13 protein-coding genes are annotated in these 21,138 nt (G+C 61.0%); 3 read left to right on the top strand and 10 right to left on the bottom strand.

From position 1 onward, the window contains the following. From AC1IN8_RS20615 to mnmL, 7 genes are all read right to left on the bottom strand, one after another. Positions 1 to 2,271, bottom strand: a 2,271-nt coding sequence (locus AC1IN8_RS20615; protein ID WP_479760434.1) for a retention module-containing protein, incomplete at its 3' end; no start/stop codon positions are given. Between the two features lie 268 nt (positions 2,272 to 2,539). Then, the gene (locus AC1IN8_RS20610; RefSeq protein WP_139436710.1) at positions 2,540 to 4,465 is read right to left on the bottom strand and encodes an EAL domain-containing protein; all 1,926 of its coding nucleotides are present in this window, start codon (positions 4,463 to 4,465) and stop codon (positions 2,540 to 2,542) included. 3 nt (positions 4,466 to 4,468) lie between these two features. Continuing rightward, complete coding sequence (locus tag AC1IN8_RS20605; protein ID WP_241672779.1) at positions 4,469 to 5,239, bottom strand: transglutaminase-like cysteine peptidase; 771 nt, start codon at positions 5,237 to 5,239, stop codon at positions 4,469 to 4,471. Between the two features lie 99 nt (positions 5,240 to 5,338). Then, positions 5,339 to 6,670 carry a TolC family outer membrane protein gene (locus tag AC1IN8_RS20600; RefSeq protein ID WP_139436708.1) on the bottom strand — a complete coding sequence of 444 codons (1,332 nt, stop codon included), beginning with the start codon at positions 6,668 to 6,670 and terminating at the stop codon, positions 5,339 to 5,341. 35 nt (positions 6,671 to 6,705) lie between these two features. Continuing rightward, positions 6,706 to 8,121, bottom strand: a complete 1,416-nt coding sequence (locus tag AC1IN8_RS20595; protein ID WP_139436706.1) for an HlyD family type I secretion periplasmic adaptor subunit — start codon at positions 8,119 to 8,121, stop codon at positions 6,706 to 6,708. Further along, positions 8,114 to 10,258 carry a type I secretion system permease/ATPase gene (locus AC1IN8_RS20590; RefSeq protein WP_247626493.1) on the bottom strand — a complete coding sequence of 715 codons (2,145 nt, stop codon included), beginning with the start codon at positions 10,256 to 10,258 and terminating at the stop codon, positions 8,114 to 8,116. The genes AC1IN8_RS20595 and AC1IN8_RS20590 overlap by 8 nt, the downstream gene beginning before the upstream one ends. A 371-nt stretch (positions 10,259 to 10,629) precedes the next feature. Next, positions 10,630 to 11,565, bottom strand: a complete 936-nt coding sequence (gene mnmL, locus AC1IN8_RS20585; RefSeq protein WP_265436277.1) for a tRNA modification radical SAM protein MnmL/YtqA — start codon at positions 11,563 to 11,565, stop codon at positions 10,630 to 10,632. Between the two features lie 612 nt (positions 11,566 to 12,177). Here mnmL and gltB point away from each other — a divergent pair. Then, on the top strand, positions 12,178 to 16,635 hold the full coding sequence (gene gltB, locus AC1IN8_RS20580) for a glutamate synthase large subunit (protein ID WP_479760431.1): 4,458 nt from the start codon (positions 12,178 to 12,180) through the stop codon (positions 16,633 to 16,635). A 12-nt stretch (positions 16,636 to 16,647) separates the two neighbouring features. Then, positions 16,648 to 18,063 (top strand): FAD-dependent oxidoreductase, encoded by a 1,416-nt coding sequence (locus AC1IN8_RS20575; protein ID WP_479760429.1) that lies wholly within the window; start codon positions 16,648 to 16,650, stop codon positions 18,061 to 18,063. Between the two features lie 80 nt (positions 18,064 to 18,143). Here AC1IN8_RS20575 and AC1IN8_RS20570 read toward each other — a convergent pair whose 3' ends face one another. Further along, positions 18,144 to 18,722 (bottom strand): O-methyltransferase, encoded by a 579-nt coding sequence (locus tag AC1IN8_RS20570; RefSeq protein WP_479760428.1) that lies wholly within the window; start codon positions 18,720 to 18,722, stop codon positions 18,144 to 18,146. A gap of 56 nt (positions 18,723 to 18,778) precedes the next feature. Continuing rightward, positions 18,779 to 19,237, bottom strand: a complete 459-nt coding sequence (gene soxR / locus AC1IN8_RS20565) for a redox-sensitive transcriptional activator SoxR (protein WP_479760426.1) — start codon at positions 19,235 to 19,237, stop codon at positions 18,779 to 18,781. Positions 19,238 to 19,309: 72 nt separating this feature from the next. Between soxR and AC1IN8_RS20560 the strand changes: the two genes are divergently transcribed. Beyond that, positions 19,310 to 20,302, top strand: a complete 993-nt coding sequence (locus tag AC1IN8_RS20560) for a questin oxidase family protein (RefSeq protein ID WP_479760425.1) — start codon at positions 19,310 to 19,312, stop codon at positions 20,300 to 20,302. 138 nt (positions 20,303 to 20,440) lie between these two features. Here AC1IN8_RS20560 and AC1IN8_RS20555 read toward each other — a convergent pair whose 3' ends face one another. After that, positions 20,441 to 21,094, bottom strand: coding sequence for a DUF2913 family protein (locus AC1IN8_RS20555; RefSeq protein WP_247626500.1), 654 nt, complete (start codon positions 21,092 to 21,094; stop codon positions 20,441 to 20,443). Between the last annotated feature and the right edge of the window lie 44 nt (positions 21,095 to 21,138).

Raw genomic sequence — 21,138 nt, 5'->3', positions numbered from 1 at the left:
GGTCTGCACCAGGGTCAGCACGCCGCTGTTCAGGGTCAGGCTGACGCTGTCATCATGGCTGCCGGTATTGCCGTGCCAGACATTGTCCAGCAGGTTCAGGGTCACGGCGCCAGTAGCCGGATCTATGGTGAGGGTGAAGTAGTTCACCCCGTTGGCGCTGCCGGTGATGACATTGCCTACCTGGTTGAGCAGGATCTGCGCGCCCTGGCCATTGGCGGCCAGCGGATCAACCGCATAGAGGCCGCTCGCCACATTGCTGCCAGTGAGGGCCAGGTTATAGCCGATGTTGCCCGCCCCGTCCGCACCAAAGGCATGAGTAAATTGGGACTGTACGGCGGCACCACTCAACACCGCGCTTGCAATACCATCACTGCCTGCCCCATCCAGGGCTGGCAGGCTCTCATCCACCACAATGAAGCCTGGACGTTGGAGCTCGACGGCCAAGCCTGAAGCCGGGCCATCGTCCTCGAAGCGAAACACCCCACTGGCTCCCAGATCGAGGCTGGCCTTGACACTGTCACCGTCGGCATCGGTAACGGTCTGCACCAGGGTCAGCACGCCGCTGTTCAGGGTCAGGCTGACGCTGTCATCATGGCTGCTGGTATCACCTTGCCAGATATTGTCCAGCAGGTTCAGGGTCACGGCGCCGGTGGCCGGATCTATGGTGAGGGTGAAGTAGCTCACCCCATTGGCGCTGCCGGTAATGACATTGCCTACCTGGTTGAGCAGGATCTGCGCGCCCTGGCCATTGGCGGCCAGCGGATCAACCGCATAGAGGCCGCTCGCCACATTGCTGCCAGTGAGGGCCAGGTTGTAGCCGATGCTGCCCGCACCATCCGCACCGAACGCATGGCTGAACTGGGCTTGCACCACGGCTGCCGCCAGGGTTGCACTGCCTATGCCATCGCTGCCTGCACCATCCAAGGCAGGTAAGCTCTCGTCCACGCTGACCACACCCAGCTCACCGGCCCCAGGGAGCAGGCTCACGCTGGGCACGTCATCCAGTATCACCACATCCAGACTGGCGCTGGTGCTGTCACCGTCGCTGTCCGTCAGCGCGACGTTGAAACTTTCGGTCAGGGCAGTGTCATTGGCTGGCTGAGTGTGAGCCTCGTTATCGCTCAGGGTGTAGCTGTAAGTCACAGTGCCAGCGCCTGTCACCGGGTTGTAACTGATGCCTGTCACCAACAGTTGATTGCCCAGAGGGCTCGGGATCGCCTGCGGGAAGCTACTGATGACCTGACCGTTACTGATGAGTACCACGCCACCCAGAGCCAGGCTCTGGATGCCATCTGCCGCATTGAAGGTGAAGGCGCCGCTCTTGGTCAGGCCTGCAGCATTCGGGCTGCTGCCATCGGCCAATGCGGCTTCACTCAGAACAAGCTCGCCCCCTTCGACCTGCAGCCCGCCCAAGGAGACTGTCTCATCCGTGGGGGTAATGGTGATGGTCAGAATGGAGTTATTGGTGTCGTCGCCATCGGTCACTATGTAGTTGGCCGGCGGCACAGGGCCTGTGTAGTTGAGTGCCGGAGTGAAGGTGTAGGAGCCGTCGGCATTGATGATGAGGGTGCCTATCCCCTCCAATGAGCTCTCGACACCGGCCAGAATGCCGATGTTGCTGCCCCAGCTATAGGAAACAATGGATGTGTCTTGAGGACCATCCGAGTTGCTGCTGTTGATCAGCAGGTTGCCACTGATGGCTTGGTCTTCCTGGGTGACTTCAGATTCATCCAGATCATCGAGCTCATTCTCTGGCAGGAGATCGTCTTCCTGCAGCACATTCTGATCGAGCAAGGCATCATAGCTGGTATCGAATCCGGCCTCGGCTATGGTCGCATCACCGATACGATCGATGACGACAAAGCCACCGTTGCCACTGGCCCCCGCGACCCCGCCGATGCCGCCCCCCCCACCTGCGGCAGGCGCCCCGCCGGCTGCGGCGGCTTCAAAGTTCTTAGTCGGGTCGACCCCTTGCAGGATGGATTCTTGCAAGGCCGCAATTTCTGGAGGGAGGTTGCTGTTCTCGGCCGATGATGAGGGTTGCCCTTCCGCCGGTGTATCTGTCTCGGCAGGGGCGGCTGCGGCCTGTCCGGGGTTGTCATCGTAGGGTGCCAACATCAATTTCGCATCGTCGGCAATATTGAGCTTGGCGCCCGGTTGCAATATCTCGCCAGGCTGGAGAGGACGGCTGCTGCCATCGGCAAGCAGGATCTGAACATTGCCTTCCACGGAAGAGACGACGACGGTTTTGTCGATGATTTGGGTGCGCATATCCATTGCTCCAGGGTGACAGATCTTGATGCCTACACTCTAGATGCGCGTTCAGCGGGCTTCAGTTGCAAAAATGTACAACATTGAATCTGTTTGGCTTCATCCGATGCAGCGAATCGAATGAATGTTTTTTACACAGATAAATCAATAAACTAACAACTCGTCTTTCAGGCTTTCTGTATCTCCATCGCAGAAAAGCACCTTCATATATTCTAAATGGATATAAAAAAGGGCCCCATTGGGACCCCTTTCAATATGATTGCCTGATTCACGGCAGTGGGAATGCCGGATGAACGAAGCCCTGGTAACCGTCTATGTGCAGGTTGGCCAGCACCTCGACCTGCTGCTGATCTTCCACTCGGGTGGCGATGGTCGTGACACCCGCATTGTGGGCTGCCCGGCAGACCGCAGCCAGGAAGGAGGTATCGGCGCCCGGTTCCATGACCTGGCTGGTATAGCCATGATCCACCTTGACGTAGGCAGGAGCCAGCTCCTCGAGATACCCCAGGGACTGGAAGTGACGACCATAGTGATCGACCCCCCACAGGAAGCCCTGCTCTCGCAGCACGTCGACCAGGTTGGTCACATGCTGCTTGTGTTTCATGATGGCGGCCTCAGGGATCTCGAACAGCAGCCTCTCCTTCAACTCGCCGTTCACGGCCAGATAGTCTCTCAGCCAGGTCAGGAACTCATCCGAGCAGAGCGACCCTGCGGTGATGTTGACCGCCAGCACCAGCTCGGGTTGCTGCCTGAACAAGGGCACGCAGGCTTCCAGTACGGCCTTGTCAAACTCGGCGCCCATCTGGAACTGCTCTATGGCGGGCAAGAACTGGCCTGCAAAATAGTCGGTCCCATCGCGCGAGATGGAAGCAAACAGCTCCGCATGCAGGCGCGTGCCATCATCGAAGCGGCAGGCAGGCTGCGCCTTGAAGCGCCACAGGTTTCGGGCCATTGCATCCTGTACCAGATCACGCCAGGCCAGACGCCCCATCAATCCCTGATCCGAGCCCCCTTCCATGACGACGGCACCCCGCCGCTCGTTACGCGCCTTGCCCAGCGCATTGTCCGCCTTGGTCAGCAGGGCGGAGAGATCATCATCGCCATCACGGCCGGCAATCCCGACGACCGAGAGCGCACCGCTCTCACCCATGGGATTGACCACCAGATCGGCGATACGGCTATTGATAAGCTCCGCCAGATCCTTGAGCTGCGACAGATCATCCGTAGGACAGAGCAGGGCATATTCGGTGGCCGAGATCCGGGACAGCGCCGCACCATCCCAGCCGTCCAGCAACTCCCTGAGCACCTGGGCGATGGACTTGACCATGTTGTCCCGCGCGGCATAGCCCTCCTCACGATAGAGATCGTCCAGCATGTCGACGGCCACCAGCATGACGCCCCCCTGTCCCGCCTCGGCGATCCAGGCATTGACCTGCCCCACGAAGTAGGAGCGGTTGCCGAGCCCGGAGACCGCATCCACATAGACGCGAGCGCGCAGGTTTTCGGCTTCATCGGCCTGCTCCTTGAACTGCACCGCCAGCTTGCTCGAGAGGGTGTTGATGGCCTGCACCACCTGTTTCAACTCGCGGCTCTTGGGCTCGGGAATGGCGTGCCCGAAGTGGTGCAGCTCTATCTCGACCGCCTGCTCGCAGATGAGCTTGAGCGGTTTGAGCAGGTAGTTGAGTGCCCGCATCAGCAGTATGGTGGTGATCAGGAAGCCCACCAGGAACCAGGTCGCCAGCTCGCTCATCCCCTTCCAGAGCTCGTAGTAGGCCTGTCCCGGATGGCCCACTATCTTCAGCTTGCCCAGTTGCAGCCAGCCCGAGGTCAGAATGGATTCGTTGGATACCTCAGGGAAGAGGCCCAGCCCGATAAACCACTGCGGCACCCCCTGAATGTCGCTGCTGTTTTCCAGCTCGATGACATCCTTGGAAGCCAGCAGATCGAGGCGGACCAGCCGATAGTAGCCACCGTCGAACACGGCCTTCATGACGGATTCGGCACTCACCTTGTCCCCGTTCTCCAGATAAGGCGTCAACGCCAGACCCAGGGCGGTGGAGGTGTTGATGACTGTGGTCTCCTGCTGTTGCGCCAGATAGTTGCGGGTCGAATTGAACTGTACCCAATAGGTGGCGGCAAACAGCAATCCGAACAGTAACAGCATGGTTGCCAATAGTTGTCTGTAGAGCGTCATAGGTTAATCATCCAAATTCACCACAGGCCGAGCCAATCGCCCTGAAGTCATGCGATTGCGTAAGTCAGTCCATAATCCCAAGCGGGATGATTGCCCGGCCAGTTCCCCTTGACCACGCGCCTTCATCAACCACAAGTGACTACCGTTAAAGCTGTAAATTGGCACCAGATCCGCCCGCTGACTGGCCGGGCGAATGGCACCGACAAGGTTGTCCAGAATGAGAGGCACTGATGCTGGCGTCTCATAATAGGCAACAACCATATGAAACTGGTTATAATCCAATGCCTTGACATATACCATCCGCATTTTTTCATCCGGAATGCCAAGTTCCAGCAGCGTAAAGTATTTGGAAATGCTGAAGTCTTCACAATCTCCGCCAGCCGCACCCAAAAACTCCAGCGGGGTCGCCCAGTAATCCTTCTTGTGCCACAGCTTGATGTCATCGATAAACCGCATCTGATTGAAAAACTGGTTCACTTTCTCCAGTTTCTGCCGTTCCGTCAGACCCGCAGCCCGGTTCTGCATGGCCAGCGTGCGCCAGCTGGTGACCCGCTTGCCTGCACGAGAGCCGTAGGTCTCCTCCGCCCGCTTGACCAGCTTCAGATCTTCCGACGACAAGGGCTGGCTGGCGCTGAGCAACAGAGGGATAGACAGCAGCACCAGCCACAACAGCTGGAGCCGCCAACGCTGCACGGGGCGGATGAGCCATGCTGGCCAGAAGAGCCCGCGGCTCCCAGCCTTGCACCACGATGTCACATGTTTCCCCTGCGGCATGCCATTGCAATCTTCAGTTGAGAGCCAAACGCATAAAAGAATGACTGCAGCAAGCTGCAGCCATTTCTTCTGACTGATATGGCATCAGCACGATGACCATCAGTTGTTGTTGGCCTGCCAGTCAGCGGGCTGCTGTACATTCATGGCATTGAGCAGTCCCCCGGTGGCATTGAGGATACGGTAATCCGCCAGCAGGGCATCATACTCGGCCGTGATGTAGCTGCGGCGAGCCTCGAACAGTTCGTTCTCCGTGTTCAGCACGTCCAGCAAGGTCCGTTGCCCCAGACCAAACTGCTTCTTGTACGCCTGTACGGTGTCGTAGCTGGCGTCCACGTGCTCTTTCAGGAAGACTTTCTGCTTGGCCAGCGACTCCTTGGCATTCCAGGCGAGACGGGTCCCCTCTTCCACCTGACGGAAAGCATTCAGGTGAATGTCTTTTGCCTGGGAATAGAGTGCCGAGGTGGCCTTGCTTTCAGCCAGATCGGAGCCGCCACGGAACAGGTTGTAGCGCATCCGGACCATGGCGGTGAGATCGTCGTTGCGTCCCTTGACCGCATCGATGTCCTCGTTCCAGTTCTGATCCACCTCGAAGGCCACGTTCGGGTAGAACCCGGACTTGGAGCCTTCATGCTGATACTTGGCCTCTTCGATGTCTTGCAGGGAGGAGAGCAGGGTCGGGTGAACCTCGGTGGCCGTCTTCAGTGCGTCCTCCAGGGTGGCAGGGATCAACTGGCTGTTGGGGGCCGGTTGTACCAGATCCTTGGGCACCTCATTCACGACACGGATGAACTCGCTCTCGGCATCCCGATAGTTGTTCTCCGCGGCCGCCTGGTTGGAGTAGGCACGAGCCACACGACCATCGATCTGAGTCTGGTCCGCCGTCGAACCCAAACCTGAGTCTGTCCGTTTCTGGATGTCACTGCGGATCTGCTCGTGGGTTTCCAGGTTCTGCTTGGACAGCTCCAGGATCTCCTGCTGGCGCAGCATGTTGAGGTACACCTCGGCCACCCGCAGGGCTGTGTTCTCCGCCTCGGAGATCATGGCCAGACGCTGGGCCTGGGCGGCAGCATCGGTCCGGGCCACGTTGCTGCTGACATCGAAACCGTCAAACAGCATCTGGCGCAGACTGATCCCGGCTTCCTTGCGGGTCATGGAATCATCGATCGTCTGCGAGTTGGCGGGCGCCGCACGGGTCGAGGGGCTGTCGGTCTTCTCGTAGCCAACGCCGCCACGCAGATCGATGGTGGGATAGTAGCCGCCCTTGGCTCCATCATGCTGGTACAGTCGTGCCTGATAGAGATCAAAAGCTTCCTTGATTTTCGGATGGGTAGCCAGTGACTGTGCCACTGACTGTTCCAGTGTCTGTGCCTGGCTCAGGCCCGGGAACAGTATGGTGCCACTAACCAGCATGGCAACAATCGTCTTCTTCATGGTATCTCCAGTCATGTTGTTTTTAGATTGTTGGCTTATCGTTCTCTCAGTGCCGACTGCTTAGCCCGCAGGATGGGCTTGAGCAAGTAGTCTAGGACACTTTTTTTACCAGTAATAATATCTGCACTGGCTAACATACCGGGGATGATGGGAAGTGCGTTAAGCTCATCGCCCAGATAACTCTTCTCGGTACGCACCCGAACCAGATAGAAGGAGTTGCCCTCCTCATCCTGGATCGAGTCGGCGCTTATCTGCTCAACCTTGCCATGTAAACCTCCATAAACAGTGAAATCATAAGCAGTTATCTTGACCACGGCCTCCAGTCCGGGTCGCAGGAAGGCGATGTCTTTGGGGGAAACCTTGGCTTCCACCAGCAGGGTATCCTCCAGCGGCACGATTTCCATCAGATCCATGCCCGGCTGCACGACCCCCCCCAGGGTATTGATCTTGAGCTTCTTGATGGTGCCCTTGAGAGGCGCTATCACGCTGGTCCGATCGACCCTGTCCCGCAGACCGACCTGGCCCTCGGACAACTGACTCAGCTTGCCCTGGCGTTCATTGAGCTCGGTCTGGGAGTCCGCTCGGAACTTCAAGGCGATGTCATTGCGCTTGGAGATGGTCTCCCGCAGCACCGAGTTGAGTTTGGGGATGAGCAGGCGGTTGGCTTCCAGCTCGCCCTGCATCTCGTTGACCTGCCGCTCCAGTTTAATTAGCTCCACTTGAGGAACTATACCCTCTTTTGCGAGAGGCCGGCTGATGTTCAGCTCCTGGCGGGCCAGATCCACGCTACGACTCACTGTCCTTATCTTGGCATTGAGCTCTATGGTCTCCTGCTCCTTCTGCTCGATCTGCTGACCGAGTATGTAGAGCTGGTTGTTCAAGTTGTTGAGCCGCTCGTCCTGGACCGATTTTTCACGGGCCACATATTCCGCAAAGACGTTCTCGAACCCTTCGGGGAAGTCGATGGGCTGCTTGTCGATGACCACCTGCTCACGCCAGCCGAGGTTGGGTTCTCTCTTGACCACCACACTGCGGATCTCGGCACGCAGACGGGCGATGTCGCCCTTGAGGATCACCAGCTCCTGTTCACGCTCGCGAAAATCCGACTTGAAGCGGGTATCGTCTATGCGCAGCAGAGGCTGCCCCTTTTCGACTATGTCCCCCTCCTTGACGAAGATCTCCTTGACGATCCCCCCTTCCAGGTTCTGGATCACCTGCAGCTGGCGAGATGGAATGACCTTGCCCTGACCGACGGTGACCTCGTCAAGCTCGGCCCAGGCGGCCCAGATGATGGCACTCATGAAGAACAGGAAGCAGGCCCAGAGCAGCACCTTGGCGCGGGTTGGCGTGCTCAGCAAGACGGCGGCGGCACCGTCGTCGACATACTCGAGGTGCTCGGAGGCGGGCAACACTGTGTCTGGTGCCGTTTTCTTGAACCAGTTGTTAGCCATTGGCCGTCTCCTGTACCCGCACCTTGCCTTCCTTCAGTTGTTGCAGCACCGTCTCCTTGGGGCCGTCAGCCACTATCTTCCCCTGCTCCACGACGATGACCCGGGAGGCCACATCCAGCATGGACGTCTTGTGGGTGATGAGGATCAGCGTGGTTTCAGGCCCCAGTCTGGCCAGCTCCTGCTTCACATGCATCTCTGACTGGTTGTCCATGTTGGACGTTGGCTCATCCATCACCAGGATGGGCGGATCGTTGAGCAGGGCACGGGCCAGCAAAATGGCCTGACGCTGACCACCTGAGAGCTGACGCCCGCCCTCGCCTATCTGCCGGTCCAGCCCATTGGGATCCCGATTGGTAAAGTTGGTGACGCCGGCCCGCTTGGCGGCGCGCACGACCCGGGCATCATCCACCAGCGGGTTGCCCAGCATGATGTTGTCCCGCACCGAGCCAAAGAAGAGGGTCACATCCTGCGGCACACAGCCGATGTTGCGGCGAATGGCGGCCGGTGGCAGCTGATCCAGCTCGAAGCCATCGAGGCGTACCAGACCGTCTGTCGGTCGGTAGAGCCCCATCAGCAGCTTCTCAAGAGTGGTCTTGCCCGCCCCGATCCGTCCTATGATGGCGACCTTTTCGCCCGGCTCGATGCGCAGGTTGATGTTGTGCAGGGTGCTGCTTTCCATGCCCGGGTATTTGAAGGAGACGTTTTCGAACTCGATGCGGCCCTGGATGATGGGGTGGTGAATGTACTGCTTGCCCTCCTCCTGCTCGCCAGGCGTCATCATGATCTTCTCCAGGATCTCCAGGGCGGACTTGGCCTGGTTGTAGCGGGTCGACAGCACGGAGAGCTGCACCATGGGCGCGATGGCGCGGCTGGACAACATGACGGCGGCGATCATGCCCCCCATGGTCACCAGCCCTTCGGAGATCTGGTAGACCCCGACAATCACCAAGCCCACGGTCACCACCTGTTGGATGTAGCTCGCCAGGGAAGACATGGAGTTGGTGATGCGACGGGTCTGCACGCCCCAGGTAGAGATGTGGGACACCGCCTGCTCCCAGCGGTGCTGGAACATGCTCTCGGCGCCGAAGATCTTGACGGTCTCAAGGCCGGAGATGCTTTCGATCAGGTTGGCGTTCTTCTGGGAGGCCAGACGGGAGCCCTCCTCGATGGACTGCTTGAGCGGTGCCTGGATATAGAAGCTGTAGGCCACCAGGATCAGCATGGCGACGATGGGCACCACCACCATGACGCCGGCAAACAGCCAGATGATGAAGAGGAAGAACACCGCAAACGGCAGATCAATCAGGGTCGACACGGTGGCGGAGGTGAAGAACTCCCGCACCGATTCAAACTCCTGCAGATGCTTGGCGAACGCCCCCGTCGAGGCCGGGCGGGACTCCATCTTCATCCCCATCACCTTGGCAAAGATCTTGGCTGACAGCAGCACGTCCGATTTCTTGCCGGCAATGTCGATGAAGTAGCTGCGCAACTGGCGCATCACGAAGTCAAAGGTGAACACTACCATGGCCCCGACCGCCAGCACCCAGAGGGAGTCGAACGCCAGGTTGGGCACGATCTTGTCGTAGACATTCATGGTGAACAGGGGACTGGCCACCGCAAAGAGGTTGATGAGGATGGAGGCGATCAGCACATCGCGATAGATGCCACGGGATTCAAACAGCGTGCTCCAGAACCAGTGACCATCCCGGGTCTCCAGCACCTTGGGGGAACGTTCATCGAACTTGAACTGCTTCTTGACGAAGAACAGCCGGCCGTTGTACTCGTCACCCAGCTGGGCAGTGCTGACCCACTGCGCCGCATCACCGGCCTGGGGGAAGATGACCTTGGCCTGGCTCCTCTCCTTGTTCCACTCCAACAGGATGCAGGCGCCGCCCTGCCGCGTCTGCAAGACGCAGGGCAGCAGCAGGGGAGAGATGTTTTCGAGTGGCTGGATCACCTCACGGGCGGACAAACCGCCACGCTCGGCAGCGCGGCTGAAGAGCGCCGTACTCAGACGGCCCGAGACCAGTGGCAAGCCCGTGGTGAGGGCATCCTGACTATTGGGTACGCCATAAAAACGGGTCAAAAAGACTAGGCATTCCAATAGTTCATCTATATGGCTGGTTTCTGCTTGCATAGCATCCTGTCAAAACATGATTCAGACGGTTGTCGCAGGGAAATCATCACCCGGAACCTGGTGGCGACCTGTGAATGCAGAGCAGATCCCATCATCGCGAACCGACAACCCAATTAGCGCACTGGGCAGTGGCATCGAATGCCATCGCCAGACTCACACATCGTCAAGCCGGGGAGAGAGGAGCCACGCACGTCATCTGATGACGGCAAGGAGTGCGAGATATCCTGCCCGGTCCATTAATTACTAAAGAGTTATTGATAACAATATCTTTTTCAAGCCGACCATCTTATCAAGGCGACTTGAACGAAACTATACTGCAAAGACTGAATTTCATCTAATAACCCTCTGTTTTTTTAATGAAATTAGAGTCGTCACTCATTAAAAGGAGCGAGCGAGAAGGGTCGGCCCAGGGCATGCCCCTGGGGGCCTGAACGAGTCAGCTCAGCGGCAATCTCGGCCATGGCGGTCCAGCGATTCTCGCACCAGGCTGGAGCCAGCAGGGTCGGACGGCGCGCCGACGCCGAGATGCGGTGATAGACCACCTCGGGGGGCGTGTGCTGGATCATGGCCACCGCCGCCTCCACATAGTGTTCCAGGGTCAGCACCTCCAGCCGCCCTGCCTGCCACGCCTTGCCAAGGGTGCTCCCTTCCACCACGTGGAGCGGATGCAGCTTGATCCCCTCGACCCCGGTCGCAACGATGCGATGCAGGGTCTCCAGGCTATCCATGGGCACCTCGCCGGGCAGGCCAACGATCAGATGGGCACAGACCTTGATGCCGCGCCTATGGGCCCGCTCGACCGCGTCGGCATAGGCGGCGTAGCCGTGGCCCCGGTTGATGCGCTGCAGCGTCTTGTCATGGGCGCTCTGCAGCCCCAGCTCCAGCCACACCTCGTAGCCACGGGCCTGATAACCCGCCAGCAGATCCAGCACCGCATCCGGCACGCAGTCGGGCCGGGTCCCGACACAGAGCCCCACCATGTCGCTGACCGACAACGCCTCCTCATACATGCGTTGCAGGTATTCCACCTCGGCATAGGTGCTGGTATAGGCCTGAAAGTAGGCGAGATAGCGTTTGGCGCGGGTCACTTCGTCCCGGCGTGCCAGCAGTTGTTGCACGACAGAAAGCTGCTGGGTCGATTCGTCGGCAAACGAGGAGACATTACAGAAGGTGCAGCCGCCGCGGCCCAGGGTGCCGTCCCGATTCGGGCAGGTGAAGGCGCCGTGGATGGAGAGTTTGTGGATCTTCTGGCCATGACGCTGCTTGAGATCCTGGCCGAATGTATTGATGAGTTCGTGTAACTGCATGACACCTCCGATATGAGCTGTCATTGTACTGGCAGAGGCCCGTCCCCAGGCTGAGCTGGATCAAGCCGCCCCGCCCCCAAAAATCATATAAATATTCACATTGCGTGCGATAAATACCCACAGACAGGGTTTTAAGGTTACTTTTGGAAACCACAAGCCTTCGACAATGAGGGAGAAGTGGAGCAATTACCCCTCTCTAACCGGCTGTTAGCACTGCAAAAATATCGCTTAGCCCGCATCCGGATAAATGCAAGACTCAGGATTCTGAAATGTGATCCCCGCCCGCCCCCGACGGAATGGATTGGTAAAATTACTACAGTCAGGTGACGCGAAGCAGTCAACCACCAAAACCATCATTGTCAGCTTAATAAACCAAAGAAAATTAATTCAATAGGTTTTTGTATAGCAAAAACCGAATTTAGTCTCTGAAACCCGCATTTTGTTATGGCGGTGTAACATTGCAAACAAGCGGGATGTCCAATTGACCTTGCTCGAAAATCCCATTAGTTTGGAGATTCGCCACCTCAGGCGGACGGAACCACAAGAGCCAATCGCAATTTATGCAGTCTGTTGATGACAGTGCGATGGAAGGCCGAGCAAGGGAGAAATGCAATGTCACTATATGATCCAAAGCTGGAGAGGGATAACTGTGGCTTCGGCCTGTTGGCCCACATGGAAGGGGAAGCCAGCCACAAGCTTGTCCGTCTCGCGATGTCAGCCTTGGCTCGCATGCAGCACCGCGGCGGCATCTCCGCCGACGGCAAGACCGGCGATGGCTGTGGTCTGCTGCTGCAAAAACCGGACAGCTTCTATCGCGCTGTCGCCGAAGAGAAGGGATGGCACCTGGGCCGCAACTACGCGGTGGGTATGCTGTTCCTCAACCCGGACCCCGTATTGGCCCAGCAGACCCGCGACATCATCGACGAGGAGCTGGAAAGAGAGACCCTGAGTCTGGTCGGTTGGCGCAAGGTGCCCATCGATACCAATGTGCTCGGTCCCATCGCCAAGGCGTCCCTGCCCAGCATTGAACAGGTCTTTGTCAACGCGCCTCCCGGCTGGGTCGACAAGGATCTCGAGCGCCGCCTCTATATAGTGCGTCGCCGCATCGAGAAACGCATCAGCGACGACTACTTCTATGTGGTCAGCCTCTCCAACCTGGTCACCGTCTATAAAGGACTGTGCATGCCGGTGGATTTGCCGCGCTTCTATCTGGATCTCGCCGACATCCGCATGCAGGCCGCCATCTGCGTGTTCCACCAGCGTTTCTCCACCAATACCAGCCCGCGCTGGCCGCTGGCGCAGCCATTCCGCTACCTCGCCCACAACGGCGAGATCAACACCATCGCCGGCAACCGCCAGTGGGCCAAGGCGCGCAGCTACAAGTTCGCCACCCCGCTGATCCCGGATCTGCAGGAGGCCGCCCCCTTCGTCAACACCACGGGCTCAGACTCTTCCAGCCTCGACAACATGCTGGATCTCTTCCTGGCCGGCGGCATGGATCTGTTCCGGGCCATGCGCCTGCTGATCCCGCCTGCATGGCAGAAGCACCCGAACATGGATGACGACCTGCGCGCCTTCTATGACTTCAACTCCATGCACATGGAGCCCTGGGACGGCCCGGCCGGCATCGTCATGACCGACGGCCGCTACGCTACCTGCGCGCTCGATCGTAACGGCCTGCGCCCGGCCCGCTACGTCATCACCAAGGACAAGTTCATCACCCTAGCATCCGAGGTCGGCACCTGGGACTACACCCCGGACGAAGTGCTGGAGAAGGGCCGGGTCGGCCCGGGGGAGCTGTTCGTGGTGGATACCAGCAACGGCAAGGTGTGGACCAGCTTCGAGATCGATGACGATCTCAAGAGCCGCCACACCTACAAGCAGTGGATGGACAAGCACTGCAAGCGACTGGTGCCGTTCGAGCAGATGGATGACGCCAGCACAGGCGCCCGCGAGTTCCCGGACGATCAGCTCAAGACCTATCAGAAACTGTTCGGCTACTCCTACGAGGAGCTGGATCAGGTGATCCGCGTGCTCGGCGAGAACGGCCAGGAGGCGGTGGGCTCCATGGGGGATGACACCCCGATGGCGGTGCTCTCCTCCAGCCAGCGTACCCTGTACGACTACTTCCGCCAGATGTTTGCCCAGGTGACCAACCCGCCCATCGATCCGCTGCGGGAAAACCACGTGATGTCGCTGGCCACCTGTATCGGCCGCGAGCAGAACGTCTTCAACGAGACCTTCGGCCACGCCCACCGGGTGTTGTTCCAGTCGCCTATCCTGCTCTACTCCGACTTCCACCAGCTGCTGGCACTGGAAGGGGAGCACTACCGTCATGCAGTGCTGAGCCTCAACTACCAACCCCAAGAGGGGCTGCAGGCGGCCCTGGAGCGGCTCTGTGCCGACGCGGCCGACAAGGCGCGCAATGGCACCGTGCTGCTGGTGCTCTCTGATCGGGACATCAGTGCCGACACCCTGCCCATCCCGGCCGCCATGGCGGTGGGGGCGGTGCAGCGCACCCTGGTGGACAACAACCTGCGTTGTGACGCCAATATCCTGGTGGAGACCGCGAGCGTGCGCGACCCGCACCACTTCGCCGTGCTGCTGGGCTTTGGCGCCACCGCCATCTACCCCTATCTCGCCTACGAGACCCTTGCCAAACAGGTCGAGGAAGGGGTGCTGAAGATGAGCCTGCGCCAGGCCATGCTCAACTACCGCAACGGCATCAACAAGGGACTCTACAAGGTGATGTCCAAGATGGGCATCAGCACTGTGGCGAGCTACCGCTGCTCCCAGCTGTTCGAAGCCGTGGGGCTGTCCAGCTCCGTGGTCGAGCTCTGCTTCCGTGGCGTCTCCAGCCGCATCCAGGGGGCCGATTTCACCGACATCCAGCAGGATCAGGTCAATCTGGCGCGCCAGGCCTGGCTCGGTCGCAAGCCGCTGACCCAGGGCGGGCTGCTGAAGTTCGTCCACGGCGGCGAGTACCATACCTACAACCCGGATGTGGTGCAGACCCTGCAGGTGGCGGTGCGCTCCGGCAACTACGCCGATTACAAGGAGTACGCCCGCCTGGTGAACGAGCGCCCCGTCGCCACCCTGCGCGATCTGCTCGTCCTCAAGCAGGGCACCACCCCGGTTGCGCTGGAGCAGGTTGAGCCCGCGGCCAAGCTGTTCCCCCGCTTCGACTCCGCCGCCATGTCCATCGGCGCCCTCGGCCCCGAGGCCCACGAGGCGCTGGCGGTGGCCATGAACCGCCTCGGCGGTCAGAGCAACTCCGGCGAAGGCGGTGAAGATCCCAAGCGCTTCGGCACCGAGAAGAACTCGCGCATCAAGCAGGTGGCCTCGGGGCGCTTTGGCGTCACCCCCCACTACCTGATGAACGCCGACGTGGTACAGATCAAGGTGGCCCAGGGCGCCAAGCCCGGCGAGGGTGGCCAGCTGCCCGGTGACAAGGTGACGGCTCAGATAGCCAAGCTGCGCTATTCCGTGCCCGGCGTGACCCTGATCTCCCCACCGCCCCACCACGACATCTACTCCATCGAGGATCTGGCCCAGCTCATCTTCGACATCAAGCAGATCAACCCGGACTGCCTCGTGTCGGTGAAACTGGTCTCCGAGCCCGGCGTCGGCACCATCGCCTGCGGCGTGGCCAAGGCCTATGCGGACTTCATCACCGTCTCCGGCTACGACGGCGGCACCGGCGCGAGCCCGCTCACCTCGGTCAAATACGCCGGCTCCCCCTGGGAGCTGGGCCTGGCCGAGACCCAGCAGGCACTGGTGGCCAACGGCCTGCGCCACAAGGTGCGGTTGCAGGTGGACGGCGGTCTCAAGACAGGCCTCGACATCATCAAGGCGGCCATCCTCGGCGCCGAGAGCTTTGGTTTTGGCACCGGCCCCATGGTGGCGCTCGGCTGCAAATACCTGCGCATCTGCCACCTGAACAACTGCGCCACCGGCGTCGCCACCCAGGATGAGAAGCTGCGCCGCGAGCACTTCACCGGCCTGCCGGAGATGGTGATGAACTACTTCAAGTTCATCGCCGAAGAGACCCGCGAGCTGATGGCAGAGCTCGGCGTCACCCAGCTGACCGACCTCATCGGTCGTACCGATCTGCTGGAAGCCCTGCCTGGCCTCACCGCCCGTCAGGCCAAGCTGGACTTGTCCGGCATCCTGGCAAGCCCGGTGGCACCGGCAGGCTCCAGCCTGTTCAGCCAGCAGCACAACCCCACCTTCGACAAGGGGCCGCTGAACCTCAAGATGGTGGACGACCTGCTGGAGGCGGTAGAAAACATGAGCGGCGGCGAGTTCCGCTACGACATCCGCAACACCGATCGCTCCGTGGGTGCGCGCCTGTCCGGCGAGATAGTCAAACGCCACGGCAACCAGGGCATGGCCGCCGATCCGGTCAAGGTGCACTTCAACGGCACCGCAGGCCAGAGCTTCGGCGTCTGGAACGCCGGCGGCCTCGAGATGATACTCACGGGTGATGCCAACGACTACGTGGGCAAGGGGATGACTGGCGGCAAGCTGGTGGTCAAACCCCACGTCGGCGTGGCGTTCAAGTCCCACGAGGCGGCCATCATAGGCAACACCTGCCTCTATGGCGCCACCGGCGGCAAACTTTACGCTGCGGGTACCGCTGGCGAGCGCTTCGCGGTACGCAACTCAGGCGCCCTCGCGGTCGTCGAGGGGATTGGCGACAACGGCTGTGAATACATGACCGGTGGCATCGTCACCGTGCTCGGTACCACTGGCGTCAACTTCGCGGCCGGCATGACTGGGGGCTTTGCCTACGTGCTGGACGAGTGCGGCAACTTTGCCAAGCGTACCAACCCCGAGCTGGTGGAACTGCTGGACGTGGCGGATCTTGCCATCCATCAGGAGCACCTGCGCGGCATCATCACGGCGCACCTCAACGAGACAGGCAGCTCGCGCGCCGAGGAGATCCTGGCCAACTTCGACTCCTATGTGCCCAAGTTCAGGCTGATCAAGCCCAAGTCCAGCGACGTCAAGTCCCTGCTTGGTCACACCAGCCGCTCTAGTGCAGAACTCAGAATCCAGGCGCAATAAGGAGGGAACCCTATGAGCCAGAACGTATTCCAGTTTATCGATGTCCAGCGGGTCGACCCGCCCAAGAAGCCGCTCAAGATCCGCAAGATCCAGTTTGTGGAGATCTACGAGCCCTTCAACCAGGCCCAGGTCGGCATGCAGGCGGATCGCTGCCTCGACTGCGGCAACCCCTATTGCGAGTGGAAGTGCCCGGTGCACAACTACATCCCCAACTGGCTGAAGCTGGCCAACGAGGGGCGCATCCTGGAGGCGGTGGAGCTCTCCCACCAGACCAACAGCCTGCCGGAGGTGTGTGGCCGCGTCTGCCCGCAAGACAGACTCTGTGAGGGTGCCTGCACCCTGAACGACAGATTCGGCGCCGTGACCATAGGCAACATCGAAAAATACATCACCGACAAGGCGTTCGAGATGGGCTGGCGCCCGGATCTCTCCAAGGTGGTGAAGACCGGCAAGCGGGTCGCCGTCATCGGCGCCGGCCCCGCCGGCCTCGCCTGTGCCGATGTGCTGGCGCGCAACGGCGTCACCCCAGTGGTGTTCGACAAGTACCCGGAGATCGGCGGTCTGCTGACCTTCGGCATCCCCTCCTTCAAGCTGGAAAAAGAGGTGATGCAGCGCCGTCGCGAGATCTTCGAGGGGATGGGGGTGGAGTTCCGTCTCGAGACCGAAGTGGGCCGTGACGTCACCTTCGCCGACCTGCTCGGTGAGTTCGATGCGGTCTTCCTCGGAGTCGGCACCTACAAATATATGAAGGGCGGCTTTGCCAACGAAGAGGCACCGGGAGTCTATGACGCCCTGCCCTACCTCATCTCCAACGCGAACCGCTTGCTGGGCTTCGAGAAGGCGCAGAGCGATTACATCGACTTCGCCGGCAAGCAGGTGGTGGTGCTGGGCGGCGGCGATACCGCCATGGACTGCGTGCGCACCGCCATCCGCCAGGGGGCCGATCGGGTGATCTGCGCCTACCGCCGCGATGCTGAGAACATGCCGGGCTCCAAGCGGGAGGTGAAGAACGCTCAGGAGGAAGGGGTGGAATTTATGTTCAACCTCCAGCCCATCGGCGTGGAGCTGGACGCCCAGGGCCGCACCTGCGGCATCAAGGTGGTGAGCACCGAGCTTGGCGCGCCGGATGCCAACGGCCGCCGTAATCCCGTGGTCATCGAGGGCTCCGAACAGGTGCTGGCCGCCGATGCGGTGGTGATGGCGTTCGGCTTCCAGCCCAACCCCCAGCCCTGGATGGCCGATCACGGCATAGCGCTCGACAGCCGGGATCGCATCAAGGCCCCCGAGCAGGCGGATTATGCCTTCCAGACCAGCAACCCCAAGGTGTTCGCCGGTGGCGACGCGGTGCGTGGCTCGGATCTGGTGGTGACCGCCATCTACGAGGGTCGCAAGGCCGCCGAGGGGATCATGGACTACTTGTCGGTGTAAGCTGCCGACCGAGTCTTCCCAGGCAGACAGCCCCGCTTATGCGGGGCTGTTTTTTTATGCCTGACTCTCGGTGATGCGCCCTAGCGTCTCACCACCAGAAGCTCCCCCTTGCCCACCGGCACCAGCGAGGTCAGAAAATCGGGATCGCGCCTCACCTGCGCCATCCAGTCCCTCATCTCGCACTCATGGGAGATGGCATTGTCCACCACCAGCAGGCCGCGAGGGGCAAGCTGGCGCCGTATTTCGGGCCACCATCCCTGATAGTGCTGGCGATCGGAGTCCAGAAAGATGAGCTGATAACCCGCCGTCGGCAGGCTGGGGAACAGGCTGCCGGCCTCCCCCGCCAGCAGGGTGATCCAGGAGCTCAGTCCCGCACGCTGAAAGTTGGCCTCTGCCAGAGAGATCTTATTCTCATCCCGCTCTATGGTGGTGACCCGGCCATTCAGTCTCTTCACCGCTTCGGCCAGCCAGAGGGTGGAGTAACCGTTTGAAGTCCCTATCTCAAGCACCGCCTGCGCGCCCCTCGTCTGCACCAGCAGCGCCAGCAGTTCGCCGGTGTCACGGGTGATGTTGAGCATCTTGCAGCCCCGGGATGGCTGCGCCTCGTCATGTTGTTCGCCAAAGCGCTCCAGCTCCCGTTTGAGTTGTTCCAGATCCATGTTTCCTCCTTGAAAGTCATCCAGGCTGACCCGGCACTGCCCATGGCCTGCGCGGTTCAATCGGTGGCGGGGGGCAGATCCCCCAGCAAGTAACGAGGGCCGCTTCCCTGGCTGGCGGCCCTGTCCTCAGGGTTGTAGAGGGCGCAGTGCTCCAGCGACAGACAGCCACAGCCGATGCAGGCCGTGAGCTTGCGTCTCATCAGTTGCAGGGCGGCTATGCGGCTGTCCAGCAGCGCTTGCCACTGACCGGCGATCCGCTCCCAGTCGCCGCGATCCGGCGTGCGGCCATCGGGCAACCCGCTGAGGGCCGCCGCTATCTCGTCGAGGGTGAGGCCCATCCCTTGCGCCACCCGGATAAAGGCGATGCGCCGCAACACATCCTGGGGGTAGAGACGTCGGCCGCCTTCGCTGCGCAGGCTCTGGATCAGCCCCTTCTGCTCGTAGAAGCGCAGGGCGCTGGCGTTCACGCCGGCACGTTTGGCTATCTGGCCTATGGCCAGCCATTTGCGATCCATCTTCGTCCTTGATCTCAAGTTAACTTCAACTTGCATAATCCTGTCTCCCCCGACAAAAGGAGTCAAACGCTAATGGATCATCTCTACGCCCTGCTCGATGCCAACCAGTCCTTCGCCCTCAATGGTCGCGGCACCACCAACCACTGCCCCATGGCGTTGCACGCCCTGCACGAGATGGGGGCCAGCCCCCGGCAGTTGCAGCGCTTCTTTACCCACTGGCAGACCACTCAAGCCCTGCCCGCCGGGGTGGACAACCAGGGCGAAGAGGAGGAGACCCGCTTCGTGGCACTGCGCCAGCAACTGCTAAGCCGATTCGCCGAAGAGGGCTGGCTGCCATGCTTCGAAGAGCTGCTGGCGCAGCGTTTCTCCCCGGCAGGCGGCGCCTTTCATCCGCTTATTCGCTTCGCCTGTGCACTGGAAAACGGCCACTTGGGGGAGCAGGCGGCGGCGCTGGCCGCCTGGCAGTGCGAGGCGCTGATCCTGCCTGCCGGAAAGGGGGCCCCCTGCCGGGACGTCACTCGCCTACTGGCGGGGCTGGCGGCCCATTGGGAGGGGTCGCGCTGGGAGGGAGAGTGGATCACCGCCCGCCTGCGGCAGGTGGCGGCCGATCCCGACTGGCCGATCTCGCTGCCGCAAAGCCTCGTTGGCGGGGAAGATGTGCTGGCACAGCTGGCCGAGGCCGCCCTGCCCCTCTACTGGCAGACCGGCAACTTCACCGTCTTGCATCTGGTGACCGGCAGCCGGGCAGCCGCCATCGTCGCGCGCCACCTGCCAGCAGCGCACAAAGCGCCCTGGCAGAGCCTGATGTGGCAGGCGGTGGCCGCCGCCTACATCACCGTCGGTGCTCCCAGGTTGCAGGCCCAGCGCTGGCCGGATACGGCTGGGCTGGATTGGGCGCAGGTGTTGCCGCGGGCTATCGAGAGCCTGGACGACCATGTGATCAAGCTGGTGCACTGCTGCTGGCGGGAGCAGGCCCGCTCGCCCCATTATCTGGCGATCGCCGCCCGCGCAGTGGGGCTGCTCGGCGCGGGCGCGGCCTCTCCCCTCCCCCAGGGCGCCTCATAGTGCAGGCGGCGAGCCGCGGTGGATCCTGGACCAGAGTCGGCTCCCCTTCCGCCATTCTCGCTGGCGGCTGGCCATCAAAAACCCCGGCACTGGGCCGGGGTAATGAGGGAGGCATGAGCCTCAGGGCTCAGATCAGGCTCAGCCTTCGGCCAGGAGCGCCAGGGCGGGCTGGGCATTGCCCGGCACCAGCCGGTAGGCCTTGTGGTGCTTGACCAGGGTGCTCTTCTTGTCACCCTGGCTCAGCAGCAGCCCCAGCTTGAAGGCCGCCTCGGCCAACTGCTTTTCATCCCCGCGCACATAGAGGGTAAGAGGCTTCACCAGCTCCCCCCCCTCGATATGGCCCTGATACTCGCTGGCGGAGATGACCAGGCTGGACTGGCCCTGGCTCAGCAGCCGCTGCCTGGCGCTCAGTTCGCTGTCGGTAAACACCAGCCAACCCGCGCTCTCCAGCTCGGCGACCAGGGTGGCGAGCCTGGCGCCCAACTGCCCGGGCTCTGCCATGGCCCGGCCATACTGGCAGACGATGCGCGACAGCAGTCCCTTGAGATCGGCCCCGGCCCCCAGGGTGCGACCCAGCTGCACCCAGGCTTTCAAGTCCTCCATCACCAGGCGGGAGAAGCGTTTCTCCTTGAGGGAGTCCGCCATCCAGGTGCAGAGGAAGTGGCTCTCTTGCGCCGGGGTACGCTTGCCCGCCTTCTGCTCTGCGGTGCGGGCCAGCTCGGCCAGGCTCTGGGTGGCCATGTCGAGCAGGGCCTCATTGTAATCTTGCGGGTTCTTGACTGGCGGGGTCATCGCACGTCCTCTGGGTGATCGGTAAACAGCATCAAGGCGCCAAC

The organism is Aeromonas sp. 130281 (assembly GCF_056642115.1).
The sequence above is the reverse complement of the archived record's forward strand: the minus strand, read 5'-3'. Positions and strand labels throughout refer to the sequence as shown.